The organism is Acidovorax sp. (assembly GCF_034519795.1).
Classification (GTDB): domain Bacteria; phylum Pseudomonadota; class Gammaproteobacteria; order Burkholderiales; family Burkholderiaceae_C; genus Acidovorax.
The window spans coordinates 359,194-376,421 of sequence record NZ_JAXHOB010000020.1 but is presented as its reverse complement, the minus strand read 5'-3'; the positions used below and the strand labels follow the sequence as shown (position 1 = coordinate 376,421).

At 68.1% G+C, this 17,228-nt stretch carries 15 protein-coding genes; 11 read left to right on the top strand and 4 right to left on the bottom strand.

All coding sequences use genetic code 11. The annotated features are described in order from the left end of the window. Positions 1–28 precede the first annotated feature (28 nt). From U5N23_RS22950 to guaD, 9 genes are all read left to right on the top strand, one after another. Positions 29–949, top strand: coding sequence for an ABC transporter permease (locus U5N23_RS22950; RefSeq protein ID WP_179683822.1), 921 nt, complete (start codon positions 29–31; stop codon positions 947–949). Between the two features lie 189 nt (positions 950–1,138). Then, positions 1,139–2,308: a BMP family ABC transporter substrate-binding protein gene (locus tag U5N23_RS22945; protein ID WP_322595035.1), complete on the top strand. Its 1,170-nt coding sequence runs from the start codon at positions 1,139–1,141 to the stop codon at positions 2,306–2,308. Positions 2,309–2,428: 120 nt separating this feature from the next. Next, on the top strand, positions 2,429–3,406 hold the full coding sequence (locus U5N23_RS22940) for an aromatic ring-hydroxylating dioxygenase subunit alpha (protein WP_322595034.1): 978 nt from the start codon (positions 2,429–2,431) through the stop codon (positions 3,404–3,406). Beyond that, the gene (locus U5N23_RS22935) at positions 3,406–4,458 is read left to right on the top strand and encodes an adenosine deaminase (RefSeq protein ID WP_322595033.1); all 1,053 of its coding nucleotides are present in this window, start codon (positions 3,406–3,408) and stop codon (positions 4,456–4,458) included. The genes U5N23_RS22940 and U5N23_RS22935 overlap by 1 nt, the downstream gene beginning before the upstream one ends. Positions 4,459–4,632: 174 nt before the next feature. Next, the gene (locus U5N23_RS22930) at positions 4,633–6,207 is read left to right on the top strand and encodes a methyl-accepting chemotaxis protein (RefSeq protein ID WP_322595032.1); all 1,575 of its coding nucleotides are present in this window, start codon (positions 4,633–4,635) and stop codon (positions 6,205–6,207) included. A gap of 99 nt (positions 6,208–6,306) precedes the next feature. Next, the gene (locus tag U5N23_RS22925; RefSeq protein WP_322595031.1) at positions 6,307–7,116 is read left to right on the top strand and encodes a helix-turn-helix transcriptional regulator; all 810 of its coding nucleotides are present in this window, start codon (positions 6,307–6,309) and stop codon (positions 7,114–7,116) included. Between the two features lie 96 nt (positions 7,117–7,212). After that, positions 7,213–9,657, top strand: coding sequence for a penicillin acylase family protein (locus U5N23_RS22920; RefSeq protein ID WP_322595030.1), 2,445 nt, complete (start codon positions 7,213–7,215; stop codon positions 9,655–9,657). A gap of 124 nt (positions 9,658–9,781) precedes the next feature. Next, positions 9,782–10,915: a BMP family ABC transporter substrate-binding protein gene (locus U5N23_RS22915; protein WP_322595029.1), complete on the top strand. Its 1,134-nt coding sequence runs from the start codon at positions 9,782–9,784 to the stop codon at positions 10,913–10,915. 77 nt (positions 10,916–10,992) lie between these two features. After that, on the top strand, positions 10,993–12,282 hold the full coding sequence (gene guaD, locus U5N23_RS22910) for a guanine deaminase (RefSeq protein WP_322595028.1): 1,290 nt from the start codon (positions 10,993–10,995) through the stop codon (positions 12,280–12,282). Here guaD and U5N23_RS22905 read toward each other — a convergent pair. Next, positions 12,272–12,577: a hypothetical protein gene (locus tag U5N23_RS22905; protein WP_322595027.1), complete on the bottom strand. Its 306-nt coding sequence runs from the start codon at positions 12,575–12,577 to the stop codon at positions 12,272–12,274. The genes guaD and U5N23_RS22905 overlap by 11 nt on opposite strands. Positions 12,578–12,688: 111 nt before the next feature. On the opposite strand from U5N23_RS22905, the gene dcd reads away from it, so the two are divergent. Beyond that, positions 12,689–13,261, top strand: a complete 573-nt coding sequence (gene dcd / locus U5N23_RS22900; protein ID WP_057201405.1) for a dCTP deaminase — start codon at positions 12,689–12,691, stop codon at positions 13,259–13,261. 142 nt (positions 13,262–13,403) lie between these two features. Next, positions 13,404–13,745, top strand: coding sequence for a hypothetical protein (locus U5N23_RS22895; protein WP_322595026.1), 342 nt, complete (start codon positions 13,404–13,406; stop codon positions 13,743–13,745). On the opposite strand, the gene U5N23_RS22890 is transcribed toward U5N23_RS22895, so the two are convergent. Genes U5N23_RS22890 through pcp form a run of 3 tightly spaced genes read right to left on the bottom strand, consistent with a single transcriptional unit; the run spans position 13,688 to position 17,131 of the window. Continuing rightward, positions 13,688–15,394, bottom strand: coding sequence for a sensor domain-containing diguanylate cyclase (locus U5N23_RS22890; protein WP_322595025.1), 1,707 nt, complete (start codon positions 15,392–15,394; stop codon positions 13,688–13,690). The genes U5N23_RS22895 and U5N23_RS22890 overlap by 58 nt on opposite strands. Then, positions 15,391–16,407, bottom strand: a complete 1,017-nt coding sequence (locus U5N23_RS22885; protein WP_322595024.1) for a delta(1)-pyrroline-2-carboxylate reductase family protein — start codon at positions 16,405–16,407, stop codon at positions 15,391–15,393. The genes U5N23_RS22890 and U5N23_RS22885 overlap by 4 nt, the downstream gene beginning before the upstream one ends. A 52-nt stretch (positions 16,408–16,459) precedes the next feature. Then, positions 16,460–17,131 (bottom strand): pyroglutamyl-peptidase I, encoded by a 672-nt coding sequence (gene pcp / locus U5N23_RS22880; protein WP_322595023.1) that lies wholly within the window; start codon positions 17,129–17,131, stop codon positions 16,460–16,462. Between the last annotated feature and the right edge of the window lie 97 nt (positions 17,132–17,228).

Genomic DNA, 17,228 nt, shown 5'->3' with positions numbered 1-17,228 from the left:
AATCTCTCGGCCTGGAAGGAAGCTTGATATGGAATCCTATGCACTGCTCATAGGCGCCACGCTGAGTGCGGGCACCGTCCTGGCCATCGCGGCCCTGGGCCTGTTGATCAACGAGAAGGCCGGCATCGTCAACCTCGGTGCCGAGGGCATGATGCTGTGCGCCGCCATCGCCGGTTTTGCCACGGTGGTGCACACCGGCAACAGCTGGCTGGGCTTCGCAGCCGGCATGGCTGCCGGGGCCTTGCTGGCCGCCATCTTCGGCGTGCTGGTGATCTGGCTCAACACCAACCAGTACGCCACCGGCCTGGCGCTGAGCCTGTTCGGCGTGGGCTTTTCGGCCTTCCTGGGCATCAGCTACGTGCAGGCCAAGCTGCCCGAGATGCCCAAGTACGCCATCCCCGGCCTGTCCGAGGTGCCCCTGCTCGGGCCCGCGCTGTTCCAGCAGCACCCGGTGGTCTACCTCACCATGCTGCTGGTGGCGGCGCTGATCTGGTTCCTGTACCGCTCGCGCGCGGGCCTGGTGCTGCGCTCGGTGGGCGAGTCGCCCGAGTCGGCGCATGCCCTGGGCTACCCCGTGCGCCGCATCCGCCTGGCGGCCGTGGTGGCCGGCGGCGCGCTGTGCGGCCTGTCGGGGGCCTACATCTCCACGGTCTACACCCCTTTGTGGGTCGAGGGCATGGTGGCGGGCCGCGGCTGGATCGCACTGGCGCTGACCACCTTCGCCACCTGGCGCCCGGCGCGCGTGCTGCTCGGGGCCTACCTGTTCGGCGGCGTGACCATGCTGCAGTTCCACCTGCAGGCCACGGGCGTGCAGGTGGCCAGCCAGCTGCTGAGCATGCTGCCCTACGTGGCCACCATCGTGGTGCTGGCCCTGATCTCGCGCAACCCGGCGTGGATCCGCATCAACATGCCCGCCTCGCTGGGCAAACCTTTCTACCCGGGCTCTTGAATACGGGCGAATGCTTTCCCGTGGGGCACGGCCTCGGCTTGGATCTTGCATCCTGCCGGGTGCTGGAGCCTTGCCGGTCGCATCTCCCCCAAAAACCTTGGGTTACCGCCCGGTAGATCACCCCATAATCGCTGTTTTCGTTCCCCCGCTGTTGCAACACTTTCTTTCTTCTCTTCAAAAGGAACCGACATGACTGATCTGCAGAAACGCTCCCTGCTCAAGGTGGCTGCGCTCTCCGCTGTAGCCGCTGCCGCACTGGTGGGCTGTGGCAAGAAGGAAGAGCCGGCCGCTGCGGCGCCTGCGCCCGCCCCGGCACCCGTGGCCTCCGCACCCGCGCCCAAGCCCGAGCCACTGAAGATCGCGTTCGCCTATGTCGGCCCCGTCGGTGACGGCGGCTGGTCGTTTGCCCACGACAACGGCCGCAAGGCCATCGAGAAGGAATTCGGCGACAAGGTCGTCACGAGCTTCGTCGAAAGCGTGCCCGAATCGGCTGACGCCGAGCGCGTGCTGCGCGACCTGGCCGGCCAGGGCAACAAGCTGATCTTCGGCACCACCTTCGGCTACATGGAGTCGATCCAGAAGATCGCCCCCGACTTCAAGGACGTGAAGTTCGAGCACGCCACCGGCTACAAGACCGCCGACAACGTGCGCACCTACGACAGCCGCACCTACGAAGGCGCCTACATGGCCGGCGTGATCGCCGGTGCCATGACCAAGACCAACACCCTCGGAGTGGTGGGCTCGGTGCCGATCCCCGAGGTGATCCGCAACATCAACAGCTTCACGCTGGGTGCACAGTCGGTCAACCCCAAGATCAAGACCAAGGTGGTCTGGGTCAACGAATGGTTCAGCCCACCCAAGGAAACCGAAGCCGCCACCTCGCTGATCAACGGCGGCGCCGACGTGCTGTTCCAGAACACCGACTCGCCCGCCGTGCTCAAGACCGCCCAGGAAAAGGGCAAGCGCGCCTTCGGCTGGGACAGCGACATGACCGCCTACGGCCCCAAGGCCCACTTGGCATCGGCCGTGATCAACTGGGGCCCGTACTACATTAAGGCCACCAAGGACGCACTGGAAGGCCAGTGGGCCACGGGCCAGAGCTGGTGGGGCGTGAAGGAAGGCGCGATCGACATCGTCTCCATCGCCGAAGACGTGCCTGCCGATACCAAGACCAAGGTCGAAACCATCAAGAAGGGCCTGGCCGATGGCAGCTTCCAGATCTGGAAGGGCCCCATCGTCGGCCAGGACGGCAAGGAAGTGGTGGCCAAGGACACCGTCGCCGACGACAAGTTCCTGAGCGGCGTGAACTTCTACGTCAAGGGCGTGGAAGGCAAGATCCCCGGCGGCGACAAGAAGTAAGCACTCCGGTGGCTTGATCCACGAAAGGGAACGTGCTGCGCACGTTCCCTTTTTCGTTGGGGCCGTACAAAATGCCCCAAAGGCGCGCACGCCGGGCCTTTGAAAATACAACGCTTTCCCATGATCGAAACCACCCTCTGGCACCCCGTGGCCCTGGCGCACGAGGTGGTGCAGGCGCCGCTGGCCGTGCAGCTGCTGCAGCGCGGCCTGGTGCTCTGGCGCGACGCGCAAGGCCAGGTGCAGGCCTTCACGGACCGGTGCCCGCACCGCGGTGCGCGCCTGTCCCTGGGCCGGGTGCAGGGTGGCCGCATCGAGTGCCCCTACCATGGCTGGCAGTTCGCGGCTGGCGGGCAGTGCGTGCACGTGCCGGCGCTGCCGCAGTTCACGCCGCCCGCCACGCACTGCGCCCGGCACCATGGCGTGGTCGAAGCCAACGGTCTGGTGTGGGTGCAGCTCGAAGCAGGCGATGCTGTGCCGCCCGCTTTCGAGGCCGAAGGCGATGCCCGCCTGCGCAAGCTCCACTGCGGCCCCTACGACGTGGCCACCAGCGCCCCGCGCATCGTCGAGAACTTCCTGGACATGGCGCACTTCGGCTTCGTGCACGATGGCTGGCTGGGCATGCGCGAGGCCACGGCCATCGACGACTACCGCGTCGAGCCCACGCCCACGGGCCTGCGCGCCACGGGCTGCAAGGCCTGGCAGCCGCAGTCCAACCTGCACTCGACGGCGCCGGCCCAGGTGGAGTACACCTACGAGGTCACGGGCCCCTACACGGCGGTGCTGACCAAGGTGCCCGAGGTCGGTACCACCGCAGTGGTCGGCTGGCGCGAGTCCATCGCGCTGTTCGTGTGCCCGCTCACGCCCGAGATCAGCCGCGTGTGGTTTCGCCTGGCCGTGGCCGATTTCGAGTCGCCCGACGAGAAGCTGCAGGCCTTCCAGCACACCATCTTCACCCAGGACCAGCCCGTGCTGGAGTCCCAGACACCGCAACGCCTGCCGCTGGACCTGCGCGCAGAGTTGCATACCGCCGCCGACAAGGCATCATCCGCCTACCGCCGCTACCTGCGCGCGAGCGGCATCACCTTTGGAGTTTGCTGATGTTCAAGGTCCCCCCCATTCCCGCCGCGCGCATCCCCGAGCTGCTGCGCGCCATGCCCAAGGCCGAGCTGCACATCCACATCGAGGGCTCGCTCGAACCCGAGCTGATCTTCGCGCTGGCGCAGCGCAATGGCCTGTCGCTGCCCTATGCCGATGTGGAAGCGCTGCGCAGCGCCTACGCCTTCACCAACCTGCAGAGCTTCCTCGATATCTACTACGCGGGCGCCAGCGTGCTGCTGCACGAGCAGGACTTCTACGACATGGCGCGCGCCTACCTGGTGCGCGCCGCGGCCGACAACGTGCTGCACACCGAGCTGTTCTTCGACCCGCAGACCCATACCGAACGCGGCGTGGCGATGGAGACGGTGATCAACGGCCTGCACCGCGCCTGCGTCGATGCGAAGGCAGACCTGGGCATCAGCGCCACGCTGATCCTGTGCTTCCTGCGCCACCTGAGCGAGGAGTCGGCCTTCGAGACGCTGGAGCAGGCGCAGCCCTTTCTGGACAAGATCGTCGGCGTGGGCCTCGACAGCAGCGAGGTCGGCAACCCGCCCGAGAAGTTCGCGCGCGTGTTCGCGCGCTGCCGCGAGCTGGGTCTGCACCTGGTGGCCCACGCGGGCGAGGAGGGGCCGCCGGCCTATATCTGGAGCGCGCTCGACGTGCTCAAGGTCGAGCGCATCGACCACGGCGTGCAGGCCGTGCACGACGCCGCGCTGATGCAGCGCCTGGCCCAGGACCGCATCGCCCTCACCGTGTGCCCGCTGTCCAACCAGAAGCTGTGTGTGTTCCCCAACCTGGCGGACCACAACCTGGCGAAGCTGCTCGATGCCGGCCTGGCCGCCACGGTCAATTCGGACGACCCGGCCTACTTCGGCGGCTACATCAACGACAACTTCACCGAGGTGTTCGCCGCCACCGGCATGACGGTGCGCCATGCCTACCAGCTGGCGTTCAACAGCTTCGAGGCCAGCTTCGCATCCAACGCCGACAAGCGTGTCTGGGAGCACAAGCTCAAGGAACGCTTCGAGCGCTTCATGGAACATGACTATTGAGGCTCCCACCGCGGGGAAAATTTTCCTGGCCGGCAGAAATTCAGGGTAAACCCTATAATTCAACTTTCTGTAAGCATTTGTTGGTCCCATGAGGCGCTGGCACTGCTGAATACGGCCCCTGGGGCCGTATTTTTTTGCGCAAGCTGCGCGCCCTTCCAGACCGGAGCCTTCCCCATGTTTCTCAATCAGCTGTCCATCGGCAAGCGCCTGACCCTGGTGCTTGGTGCGATCCTTGCCCTGTTCCTGCTCAGTTCCATCGTGGCCGTGGTCCGGCTGGGCCAGCTCGGCACCGAGATCGACACCATGGTCAACGACAACATCAAGACCGAGCGTGCCGGTGCCGACTGGCTGCGCCACACCACCTCGGGCGTGCAGCGCGCGGCGGCCATCGCCAAGAGCAGCGACGCGGCCCTGATCCCGTATTTCGCACCGGCCACGGCCGCCTCGATCAGCCAGACCAACGAGCTGCAGAAGTTCATCGAGTCGAAGATGGACACGGCCGAGGAGAAGCAGCTGTTCACCAAGGTCGGCGAGCTGCGCAAGAGCTACCTGGCCGCGCGGGAGGAGGTCAGCAAGTTCAAGCAGGCCGGCGATGCGGAGAACGCCAACAAGGTGTTCACCGAGCGCTTCGAGCCCACCTCGCGCGACTACCTGGCCGGCGTGCAGCAGATGGTGGACGCGCAGCGCGCCCAGCTGGACGCCGCCGGCAAGCGTGCCGAGGACCTGCGCGCCCAGACCACCCTGCTGCTGCAGGTGTGCACCGCCATCTCCCTCGTGCTCGGTGCCTTGCTGGCCTGGCTGCTGGCCATCAGCATCACCCGCCCCCTGCGCCAGGCCGAAGCCATTGCCGAATCCATCGCCGGCATGGACCTGACCGGCGCACCCCAGGCCAGCTACGCCAACGACGAGACCGGCCATCTGCTGCGCTCGCTGGACGTGATGCGCAGTGCTTTGCACGGCTCGCTGCAGCAGGTGCGCGGGGTGGTGGACAGCATTTCCACCGCCAGCACGCAGATCGCCATCGGCAACCAGGACCTGAGCGCGCGCACCGAGCAGACGGCCGCCAACCTGGAGGAAACGGCCAGCTCCATGGAAGAGCTCACCAGCACCGTGCGCCAGAGCGCCGACTCGGCCGTGCAGGCCAACCAGATGGCCGCCTCGGCTGCCCAGGTGGCGCAGCGCGGTGGCGAAGTCGTGGCCCAGGTGGTGAGCACCATGGACGCGATCAACGCCAGCAGCAAGAAGATCGCCGACATCATCGGCACCATCGACGGCATCGCCTTCCAGACCAACATCCTGGCGCTCAATGCCGCCGTGGAAGCGGCGCGTGCCGGTGAGCAGGGCCGCGGCTTTGCCGTGGTGGCCAGCGAAGTGCGCAGCCTGGCCGGGCGCAGCGCCGAAGCGGCCAAGGAGATCAAGACCTTGATCGGCCAGTCGGTCGAGAAGGTGGAGTCGGGCGCCGCACTCGTGCAGAACGCGGGCAGCACCATGGACGAGATCGTGAGCTCCGTGCGCCGCGTGACCGACATCATCGGCGAGATCAGTGCTGCCGCTTCGGAGCAGAGCCAGGGCATCGGCCAGGTGAACGTGGCCGTCAGCCAGCTCGACCAGATGACGCAGCAGAACGCTGCGCTGGTGGAGGAATCCACCGCCGCTGCCGAAAGCCTGAAGGACCAGGCCGCCCGCCTGGCGGACGTGGTGGGCGCCTTCCGCCTGGGTGCCGCCACCGGCACATTGCGCCTGCATTGAGCACGCGCCCGCCGTGCAGGTGGGCAACGCGCGCTGGCCCTGATCGGTCTTCTGCCCCACAATGGTGCAGGAGACAACACCACCGATCAGGCACCACGCATGCCGACACCCAACCACCTGCACCTCTGGGACGACCGCTTCTTCTACATCACGCCGGCCATCCAGTCCGGCCTCACGGCACGCTCTTCGGCCACCTTGCTGGCCTCCGTCAGCGGGCACCCGTTCACGCTCGTCACCGTGGACGGCAGCGTGCTGCGCTGTACCGCCGCGCTGGTGGCGCCCCATGTGCCGCGCCAGCTTGATGCCGATGGCTGCGGTCTGCTGTCGCTGAACATCGATCCGGCCTCGGCGGCTTTTCGCGAGCTCTCGCTCACCCTGGGCGAGCGCCCCATCCTGACCATCGATGCAGCCTGCTTCGGTGCGCTGCGCGACCAGTTCGCGGGTGCGCTGCACGGCCAGCTCAGCTCCGCGCAACTGCGTGAACTGAGCAACCGCATGGTCCAGTGCATCTGCGGCGCCCAGGCGCAGCGGGCCCTGCTGGACCCGCGTGTGGACCGGGTGCTTCACCGCCTGCACGTCGCTTCGGGGCAGGGCAGCACCATCGCGCTCAAGGAACTGGCCAGCCTGGCCTGCCTGTCGCCGGACCGCATGACCCACCTGTTCCGCGAACAGACCGGCATGTCGATCAAGCGCTACCTGCTGTGGGCCAAGATCCGGCGCACGGTGCAGCTCATGGCCACGGGCGGCTCGCTGACCGAGATCGCCCTGTCCGGCGGCTTCACCGATGCGGCGCACATGAGCCGCACCTTCCAGCGCTACTTCGGCCTGCCACCGTCCTTCCTGGCCAACGCCGGCAGCGTGGCCGTGGTGGTGGACGAACACGCCCTGCGCACCTGGCAGGCCCAGTAGGCCCTGGTCAACCTAGCCGCTGCGTTCAAGCCAGCGCCGCCGCAGCTGCCTAAGCTGCCTGTGCCCCACCAAAGAGGGCACAAGGAGACAACAGCAATGAAGCATCTGATACGCAGCGGCTCCCGGCCGCTTTCCCTGCTGGCCCTGGCGGCGCTGCTCGCCGCGTGCGGCGGCGACGATGGCGGGAGCGGCTACAGCGCCGAGATCCGCCGCACCGAGATGGGCGTGCCGCACATCAAGGCTTCGAACTGGGCCGGGGCGGGTTACGGCTACGGCTACGCGCAGGCCGAGGACAACCTGTGCACCATGGCCGATTCCTTCCTGACCTACCGGGGCGAGCGCTCGCAGTACCTGGGTGGCGAAGCCACGCTGCTGCACGACAGCACCATCGGCCAGCCGAGCAACCTCGATTCGGACTTTTTCCACCGCCACGTGCTCTCGCCCGACGCCGTGGATGCCATGGCGGTCGCCCAGCCGGAGAACATGCGCAAGCTGGTCGAGGGCTTTGCGGCCGGCTACAACCGCTACGTTTTGGAAGCCAAGGCCGGCACCCGCGCCCATGCGGCCTGCCGTTCCGAGAGCTGGGTGCTGCCCATCACGGCGCAGGACATCTGGCGCCGCATGTACGCCGCCAATCTGGCGGGCGGCTACAGCAACTTCCTGCCCAACATCGCCAATGCCCAGCCGCCAGCGGCTGCCCGCCTGGTCGGCAATGGTGCGGCCACGAAATCTGCGGCCCGCCAGGTCGCCGTGCTCGACCCGGCGGACACCCGGGCGCCCCAGTTGGCGGTGGGCGGCACCGAAGGTGTGGGAAGCAACATGTACGGCTTCGGTTCTGCGGTCACGGGGGAGGGCAGCAGCGTGCTCTTCGGCAATCCGCACTGGTACTGGACCGGGCCGGACCGCTTCTACCAGGCGCAGCTCACCATCCCGGGCGAGCTCAACGTCAGCGGTGTGTCCTTCCTGGGCATCCCGGTCGTGCTCATCGGCTTCAACGACAACGTGGCCTGGAGCCACACCGTTTCCACCGCGCGCCGCTTCGGCTTCTACGAACTCACGCTCACGCCGGGCGACCCGACCAGCTACGAGCGCGATGGCAAGAGCGTGAAGATGGCGGCCAAGGCCATCACCGTGCAGGTGCGCAATGCGGCGGGTGCCACCACGGCCGTGACGCGCACGCTCTACAAGTCCGAGTACGGACCGATGCTGAACATGGGGCTGCTCAACCCGGCCCTGGGCTGGAGCGGCACCAAGGCCTTCGCGATCCGCGACATCAATGGCGAGAACTACCGCACCTTCCGCAACTGGATGCGATGGAACCAGGCCGGCTCGCTCGACGAGTTCATGGCCATCCAGCGGGAGGAGGCGGCCATCCCCTGGGTCAACACCGTGGCCGTGGGCCGTGGCCATGCCAAGGCCTGGTATGCCGACATCGGCGCCGTGCCCAACGTGTCGCCCGAGCAGGTGGCCAGTTGCACCACCACCTTCGGCAAGGCCATGGCGGCGGCGATCCCCAATGCGCCGTTCTTCGATGGCTCGCGCAGCGCCTGCGACTGGGGCAGCGATGCCGACTCGGTGCAAAAGGGGGCGGTGGGCCGCTCGCGCATGCCCAGCCTGCTGCGCGAGGACTATGTGGGCAACATGAACGACAGCTATTGGTCCACCAATGCCAAGGCCCTGCTGACCGGCTATCCGGCCATCTTCGGCGCCGCCGGCACCGAGGCGCTGAGCCTGCGCACCCGCCTGGGCCACCAGATGGTGCAGGACCGCTTCGCGGGCACCGATGGCTACCCGGGCAAGCAGGCCAGCAGCGCCATCGTGCGGCAGATGGTGCTCAACAGCCGCGTCTACAGTGCCGAGCGCTTCAAGTCCCAGACGCTGGACATGGTCTGCAGCACGCCGCAGATCGCCGTCGTCGCCGTGGGCACGGTGGATGTCACTGCTGCCTGCGCCGCGCTGCGTGCCTGGGACAACACCGGCAACACCACGGCACGCGGCTCGCATGTCTGGGACGAGTTCTGGAGCGCCAAGCAACTGCCGGCTTCGCAACTCTATGCCGTGCCCTTCGACCCCGCCGACCCGCTCAACACGCCGCGCGACCTCAGGCCCGGTGCGGCGGATGCCTTGCGCCAGGCCTTCGGCGCCGCGGTGGCCAAGGTGCAGGCCAGCGGCTTTGCCATGGATGCGCAGCGCGGCGATGTGCTGTACTCCCTGCGCAACGGCAGCAAGATCCCGCTGTACGGTGGCTGCGGCGGGGCCGGCTACTTCACCATCACCTGCTCCGACAACCCCATCGCAGAGGGTGGCTATTCCATGGTCGGCCAGTCCTACGGCAACAGCTACATGCAGGTGGTGAGCTTCCCGGCCGGTGGGGTACAGGCCCATACCTTCCTGACCTTCTCGCTGTCCGACGACCCGGCCTCGCCGCACTTCGCCGATTACACCCGCGCCTACGGCGCCAAGCAGTGGCTGCGGGTGCCCTTCACCGAAAGCGAGATCACCTCCGCCGCAGGCTACACCACCACCAGCGTGCGCGACTGAGGCACCGGGCGCTGCCACTCGCGCAGCGCCTTTTCCGGCGCCTTGGTACAATGGCGCCCCGCAAAGGCTGCTGTCCCGGCAGCCTTTTGCTTTTTCTGCCATCGGGACCATGTAGAGGACTACCATGTATAAAAACCTCGCCACCGCACTGCGTGCGGTCTGTGTGAGTGCGCTTTTCGGCGCCGTTTCCATCTCCCCCGCCCTTTCTCAATCCCCTGGCCAGCCAGCGGCCGCAGCGCCCAAAGCTGAGCCACTCAAGGCCGGCTTCGTCTATGTTTCGCCCATCACCGCAGCGGGCTGGACCCGGCAGCACGACGATGGCCGCAAGGCCGTGGAGGCGGCGCTGGGCAACCAGGTCAAGACCACCTTCGTCGAGAACGTGGCCGAGGGGGCCGACGCCGAGCGCGTGATCCGCGACCTGGCGGCCACGGGCCACCAGATCATCTTCACCCCCAGCTTCGGCTACATGGAGCCCACGCTCAAGGTAGCGCAGGACTACCCGAACGTGAAGTTCGAGTCCATCACCGGCTACAAGACCACGGCCAACGTAGCCGCCGCCAATGCGCGCTACTACGAGGGCCGCTACCTGGCGGGCATCACCGCGGGCCGCATGAGCAAGACCGGCGTGGCCGGCTATGTGGCGGGCTTTCCCATCCCCGAAGTGCTGCAGGGCATCAACGCCTTCACCCTGGGCATGCGCTCGGTGAACCCCCAGGCCACGGTCAAGGTGGTGTGGCTCAATGCCTGGTTCGACCCGCCCAGGGAGCGCGATGCCGCCATGGCGCTGTTCAACCAGGATGTCGACGTGATCGCCTTCCACACCGGCTCCACCGCCGTGATGGCCGCCGCGCAGGAGCGCGGCAAGATGGCCGTGGCCTACCACTCCGACATGCGTGGCGTGGGCCCGGATGCACAGATCATCGCCGTCACCCACCAGTGGGGCAAGTACTACACCGAGCGCCTGCGCGCCGTGCAGGCCGGCACCTGGAAGAGTGGCACCGTGTGGGGGGGCGTGCGCGAGGGCATGATCCGTGTGGGCGATTTCGGCCCCAAGGTGCCCGCCGCCGTGCAGCAGGAGGTGCTGGCCGCGCAGAAGGCCGTGGGCGCAGGCACATTGCACCCGTTCCGGGCAGGCAAGGCGGCCGTGCGCGACAACGAGGGCCGCGAGGTCATCGCTGCGGGGCAGGTGCTCGGCGACGCGCAGATCCTGAAGATGAACTGGCTCGCCGAAGGCGTGCAGGGCAAGCTGAGCCACTGATCCTGCGTCGCCAGGGCGCATAGGCATTATGGGCAGCCGCTTATGCAGCGGCGCGCCGCTGCCGCTAAGCTAGCGCCATGCGTGTCTACCGTTCTGCCCTTTTGCGTTTCGCCGACGATGGCTCGGCCCTGTACGACGAGGATGGCCTGCTGGCCATCGCCCCCGATGGCGCAGGTCGCCAGCGTGTGGTGGCCGCGGGGGCCTGGACGGCCCTGGCACCCACCTACGGCCAGGGTGCGGTCGAGCACCTGCCCGGGCGCCTCATCGCGCCCGGTTTCGTGGACATGCACATCCACTTTCCCCAGACCGACGTGATCGGCGCGCCCGCCGATGGCCTGCTACCCTGGCTGGAGAACTACACCTTCCCGCACGAATCGCGCTTCGTCGATCCGGCCTACGGGGCCCAGGTGGCGGGCTTCTTCGTCGAGGAGTTGCTGCGCAATGGCGTGAGCACCGCGCTGACCTTCGCGACCTCGCACCCGGCCAGCGTGGACGCGCTGTTCACCGAGGCACAGCGCCAGCAGCTGCGCCTGATCACCGGCAAGGTGCTGCAGGACCGCCACTCGCCCGATGGCGTGCGCGACCAGACCGAGCAGAGCCTGATCGACACCGAGGCACTGATCCGGCGCTGGCACGGTGTGGACCGGCTGGGCTATGCCATCACGCCGCGCTTTGCACCCACCAGCACGCACGAGCAACTGCAGGGCGCGGGCGAACTGGCCGCGCGCCACCCCGAGGTGTGGATCCAGTCGCACGTGGCCGAGAACCTCGACGAAGTGCGCTGGGCGCGCGAGTTGTTCCCGGCTTCGCGCAGCTACCTCGCGGTGTACGGCGACTACGGGCTGATGCGCGAGCGCGCCGTGTATGCCCACTGCATCCATTTCGACGACGACGACCGGGCGCTGATGCGCGACACCGGCACCGTGGCCGCCGTCAGCCCCACCAGCAACCTGTTCCTGGGCAGCGGCTTCTTCGACTACGCGGGCGCCGACCGGGTGGGCTTTAGCTACGGCCTGGCCAGCGATGTGGGTGGCGGCACCAGCTTCAGCCCGTTTCGCACCATGCTGGCCGCCTACTACGTGGGCCGCGAGGGGCAGACCAAGCCCGGCCTGAGCCTCTCGCCCCAGCAGCTGTGGTGGCAGCACACGGCAGGCGCGGCGGCAGCGCTGGGCCTGGCTGGTGTGGTGGGCAACCTGCAGCCGGGCTGCGAGGGCGATTTCGTGATCATCAACCCCGCCGCCACCCCGCTGCTGGCGCGCAAGACCGCCCAGGCCGATAACCTGGACGAGCTGCTTTTCGCAATGATCGTGCTGGGCGACGACCGCCTGGTCGAGCGCACGGTGATCAGCCAGGCCCTCAGCGGTTGAGCTTTTTGTCGCGGATATAGCGCGCCAGGCCGCAGTAGCCGTCCTTGAACAGGATGTCGCTCTCCAGCTTGGCAGGCAGCAGCTTTTCCTTGAGGTCGGCCGCAGCCTGGTTGCCTTGCGAGCGGCGAACGAAGCCGATGGCTTCCTCGAACTTCGAGACCTCGGTGCGGCATGCGTCCTGCGCCTGTTTGGCTGCGGGCGAGTCGCTGGCCAACTGGGCCCGGGCGGCGCCGCAGGCCAGAAGGGCGGCCGTGAGGACCAGGGAGATCAGAGCGCTTGGTGGGTTGGGCTGCATGGTGTCAGGCAAGAAGAGGGACACGGTTTCTTTAGCAAGAAGCATGCAAAACATCCGTGTCAGGGCGGTGATACGCGGCGAACTCCTAAAATACGGGCAGGAGTGAAGTCAATGAGCATCAAAAGCGACAAATGGATCCGCCGCATGGCGGCCGAGCACGGCATGATCGAACCTTTCGCGCCCGGCCAGGTGCGCGAGGCCGAGGGCCGCAAGATCATCAGCTACGGCACCAGCAGCTATGGCTACGACATCCGCTGCGCGCCCGAATTCAAGGTCTTCACCAACATCCACAGCACGGTGGTGGACCCGAAGAACTTCGATGAAAAGAGCTTCGTCGATTTCCATGGCGACAGCTGCATCATCCCGCCCAACAGCTTTGCGCTGGCGCGCACCATGGAGTATTTCCGCATTCCGCGCAATGTGCTCACCATCTGCCTGGGCAAGAGCACCTATGCGCGCTGCGGCATCATCGTCAACGTGACCCCGTTCGAGCCCGAATGGGAGGGCTACGTGACGCTGGAGTTCTCCAACACCACGCCGCTGCCGGCCCGCATCTATGCCGGGGAGGGCTGCGCGCAGGTGCTGTTCTTCGAGAGCGATCCGGACGACGTCTGCGAGGTCTCGTACAAGGACCGGGGCGGCAAATACCAGGGCCAGGTGGGTGTGACCTTGCCCAAGGCCTGATGCTCCTGTCGGGGCCGGCTACTGCCCGGTGGCGCCGTCCTACAAGGGCAATGCACTTCGGCTGAAGTGCAAGCGTTGGTAAGTTCCATAGCATGGATGCATGCCTGCGGATGTTCGCAGGGCCCGTGTGAAGGAGTCCAACATGATCGACTTTGTTGAACCGTCCGCACCCCGCGCCACGGCGGGTGCCGACCTGCCCAGCCTGTCTGCCCCCCACCCCGCCCGCCATGACCAGCATGGCGAGGCTGACATCCACTACTGGCCCTGTGAGGTGCTGGATGCCTTCATCCTGCACATGGCCAAGCGTGGCCACTGCGTGAACACGGCGATGATGCTGGGCCACCCGCCCTATGCGCAGGAACAGCTTGCCACGGCGCGCCTGCACCATGACGGCGAACTGGACGCGCTGGCCAACCGCCTGGGGGACTACTTCGGTGGAGATTCGGCGCACACCCTGTTGCGCCCCTGGCCCTTCGCTTCGTAGAGCGCTGCGTCGCTGCGGCGCAGCATCTCGTGGGCGTTGTCCTGTCCACCGCGCAGGCTCGATATGCCGGCGCTCACCGTGATGCGCCCCACCAGCGGGTCTTCCTGCGCGCCCATGCCGTCCACAATGGACTGGGCGATGGCGCGGGCACCTTCCAGGTCGGTGTCCGGCAGCACCACCGCAAATTCCTCGCCCCCCATTCGTGCGATCACGTCGGACGCGCGCAGGCGCTGCTGCAGCGTCTGTGCCAGCCGGCGCAGCACTTCGTCACCCGCTTCATGCCCGAAGCTGTCGTTCACGCGCTTGAAATGGTCCACGTCCACGGAAATCAGGCTCAGGTGCCGGCCGCTGCGGCGCGCCAGGGCCAGCGCAAACTCCATCCGGCTTTCGAAGCCCCGGCGGTTGAGCAGGCCGGTGAGCGCGTCGGTACGGGCCTGCAGGTCCAGCGCGCGGTTGGCGGCTTCCAGTTCCAGGGTGCGCAGGCGCACCTGATCCTCCATGGCTTCGTGGGCCCCCATGAGGCGCTGCGTCATGGCGCTCAGTGCCGACGACAGCTGGTGCACCTCGCGGTTGCGGGTGACGAGGGGAATGGTGGCGCCAGGCTTGCCGGACTCCACCAGGCTGGCGGCATCGGCCAGGACGTAGAGGTCCTCGCTCAGGCGGCGCGCCGCGATCCATGCCAGGGCGGAGGCCAGCGCGGCTGCCAGCAGGCCGATCACCAGGGCCATTTGCACCGCACGGTCGGCGTCTGCAAAGGCGATTTCCACCGGTTCCCGGGCCACGATGTGCCAGCCCAGGTCGCTCGGGGCATTGCGGGCTTCCATGCGCACGCTGGCGGTCAGGTAGTCCTTGCCATCGGCCCAGGGCACCACGGTCGCGGGCCGGGCGCCCGACTCCCGGGTGGCCACGGTCAGCGGCAGGGGCACACGTTGGCCGCCGGCTTCGAGCTGGCTGCGGTACTCCGGTGGCGAGAAGATGAGCTGGCCCGTGCGGTCAAAGACGAACAGGTCCACCGAGGCGCCCTGGATGCCGATCGGGGCCAGGCTTTGCAGGACCTCGCGGGTCCACTCCCAACTGCCGTGCATGCCCAGCACGCCCACGGTGGTCGGCCCTGCGCGGATGGGGGCGGCGAAGTCCACGAAGCGGTAGGGCTCGCCCGAGGCGTTGGGCGGCAGCAGTGCCTCCAACAGCTTGGCCGGGTGCACGTCGCCCACATGCAGCTCCTGCAGGCCGGCGATGAACCAGGGGCGCTCGCGCACGCTCTGGCCTTCCAGCAGCCGCTTGGTGGCGGCCCGTACCACGCCCTGGGCATCGGCCACGCCGATCCACAGGCTGTGCGGGTCGATGGCCTGGGTGCGCGCCAGCAATTGGCGCACTTCTGGCGAATCGAGCCCCCGTTCCCAGATTCCCGGCGCATCGGCCAGCACCTGCACCGCGCGGCTGCGCTCCAGCAGACCGTTGGCCAGCTGGCGGCTGGCATTGTCGGCCACGGTGTGCAGGGCATGGCTGGCGTCGCGCTGCACGCGCAGCTTGAGCAATTCGCCAAAACCCAGAGACAGCAGCACGGCCAGCCCGACCACCAGCAAGGCAAACACCAGCGAGATCTGCGTGCGCAGGCTTTGACCGCGAAAACGGCGGGGGTGGGTCATGGTAGTGGTCGACTCCCTGCCGGGGAATGTGCGCCTGGTCCGGTGTGCCCGTCAATGGCCAGGGGTGCGGCGGCGCCCGCACGCAGCACCAGGCGGGCGGCCGCCAGGTCCCAGCCGGCCCAGCCGCAGCTCTTGAACAGCACGGGCCCGGTGTGGGCGCGCGCAGCAGCTTCTTGCCGCACCATGTCCTGCAGCGTGGGCAGGCGCGCCACGTCGATCCCGGCCTGCAGCAGGTCGCCGGCCTCGTGCACGGCATCGGCTGTGTCCACCACCACCATGCCCTGCTGGGCCATCCACCGGCACAGCCCGGGCGAGAGTTCCGCCATGGCGGGGGTGTAGGCGCCGACCGCCGCCACGAAGGCATCGGGCCGGGGCGGGGCGCTCAGCACCACGGCCGTGCCCGGGGTGCATGCGGCCACCAGCGGGCAATGCGCCAGGGCCGCGTCGGCGTCCTGCACCACCCGGGCCTGGGCACCGAGGGCGCGGGCCGCCTGCGCCAGGGCCTCGGCACTGGCCGCACTGCGCGATGCCACCCAGACCTCGCGCACGCCGAGCACTTGCACGAAGGCCTGCACATGGGCCAGGCCCTGCACGCCGGCACCCACCACCAGCAACGGGCCCTGCGGCACCGGCGCCAGGCGCTGTGCCGCCAGCAGCGAGACGGCCGCCGTGCGCCGGGCCGTGACGGTGGGGCCGTCCAGCACCACGCGCCGCTCTCCGCTGGCCACGTCGAACACCACCACGTCACCCTGGATGGTGGGCCGGCCGCGCGCCGCATTGCCAGGCGTCAGGGTGATCAGCTTGGCCATGGCCACCCTGCGGTCGCTGGCCGGCATCACGAACAGGCGCGCGCCGCCCGCCAGCGGCAGCACGCTGCGCGGCGGCACCGCAACGCCGTCCTCCAGCAGCAGGGCCGCGATCTCGTCGGCCAGCGCGGCCCAGGGCAGCAGTTCTGCAGTGGCCTCGGGGCCGAGCACGGCAGGGGAGGAGGCTGTAGGCGGTACGGGTTGCATCCGCAGACTGTACACAGCCTGGGCGCGCGCCGGCAGTGGGCCAGCCCGCAGTTCAGTGGGTGGCGCCGGCGCCGAGCGCAATGTCCTGCTGCGCCAGCACAGCCGCCCACAGCGCGGCATGCAGGCCGCGCACCATGTCGCGCAGCGCCATGGGGGGCGTGCCCTGGCCGGGCAGCCAGGGCACATGCACGAAGCCGCCGCGCATGCCGGCAGCCCCCTCGGTCGCCAGCAGGTGCATGAGGCCGTAGAGCACATGGTTGCAGACGAAAGTGCCGGCGGTCTGCGACACCTCGCAGGGCACGCCCGTGCGCTGCACCGCCCGCAGCATGGCCTTGATGGGCAGGCTGGCGAAGTAGGCCGCCGGGCCGCCGGGCTCGATGGCCGTGTCGATGGGCTGGGCGCCCCGGTTGTCGGGGATGCGCGCGTCGTCCACGTTGATGCCGATGCGCTCGATCGACAGGGCCGCCCTGCCGCCGGCCTGCCCCAGGCACACCGTGAGCGCGGGGCGCAGTTGCTGGTGCAGGGCGGTGAGGCGCGCGAGGGCCTGGCCGAACACGGTGGGCAGTTGCGCCGAGACCACGGTATGCCCGCCGATGCCCTGTCCCTGCAGCGCCTGGGCCAGCAGCCAGCTGGGATTGATGGCATCGCCGCCGAAGGGGTCGAAGCCCGTGAGAAGGATGACGGGATTGCTGGCGCCGTGCGGGGGGTGGGGGTGGTGCAGCATGGAGTGGGGCGCTCAGGTACGAGAAACAGACTGCATGGTAGCGCGCTGCTCTCCTACTTGTGCGGGCTGCCGAGGAGGGCGCGCCGCGCGTAACATG

Coding starts and splice junctions, on each gene's coding strand:
- U5N23_RS22950 (WP_179683822.1), top strand. CDS start 29: ATGGAATCCTATGCACTGCTCATAGGCGCCACGCTGAGTGCGGGCACC.
- U5N23_RS22945 (WP_322595035.1), top strand. CDS start 1,139: ATGACTGATCTGCAGAAACGCTCCCTGCTCAAGGTGGCTGCGCTCTCC.
- U5N23_RS22940 (WP_322595034.1), top strand. CDS start 2,429: ATGATCGAAACCACCCTCTGGCACCCCGTGGCCCTGGCGCACGAGGTG.
- U5N23_RS22935 (WP_322595033.1), top strand. CDS start 3,406: ATGTTCAAGGTCCCCCCCATTCCCGCCGCGCGCATCCCCGAGCTGCTG.
- U5N23_RS22930 (WP_322595032.1), top strand. CDS start 4,633: ATGTTTCTCAATCAGCTGTCCATCGGCAAGCGCCTGACCCTGGTGCTT.
- U5N23_RS22925 (WP_322595031.1), top strand. CDS start 6,307: ATGCCGACACCCAACCACCTGCACCTCTGGGACGACCGCTTCTTCTAC.
- U5N23_RS22920 (WP_322595030.1), top strand. CDS start 7,213: ATGAAGCATCTGATACGCAGCGGCTCCCGGCCGCTTTCCCTGCTGGCC.
- U5N23_RS22915 (WP_322595029.1), top strand. CDS start 9,782: ATGTATAAAAACCTCGCCACCGCACTGCGTGCGGTCTGTGTGAGTGCG.
- guaD (WP_322595028.1), top strand. CDS start 10,993: ATGCGTGTCTACCGTTCTGCCCTTTTGCGTTTCGCCGACGATGGCTCG.
- U5N23_RS22905 (WP_322595027.1), bottom strand. CDS start 12,577: ATGCAGCCCAACCCACCAAGCGCTCTGATCTCCCTGGTCCTCACGGCC.
- dcd (WP_057201405.1), top strand. CDS start 12,689: ATGAGCATCAAAAGCGACAAATGGATCCGCCGCATGGCGGCCGAGCAC.
- U5N23_RS22895 (WP_322595026.1), top strand. CDS start 13,404: ATGATCGACTTTGTTGAACCGTCCGCACCCCGCGCCACGGCGGGTGCC.
- U5N23_RS22890 (WP_322595025.1), bottom strand. CDS start 15,394: ATGACCCACCCCCGCCGTTTTCGCGGTCAAAGCCTGCGCACGCAGATC.
- U5N23_RS22885 (WP_322595024.1), bottom strand. CDS start 16,407: ATGCAACCCGTACCGCCTACAGCCTCCTCCCCTGCCGTGCTCGGCCCC.
- pcp (WP_322595023.1), bottom strand. CDS start 17,131: ATGCTGCACCACCCCCACCCCCCGCACGGCGCCAGCAATCCCGTCATC.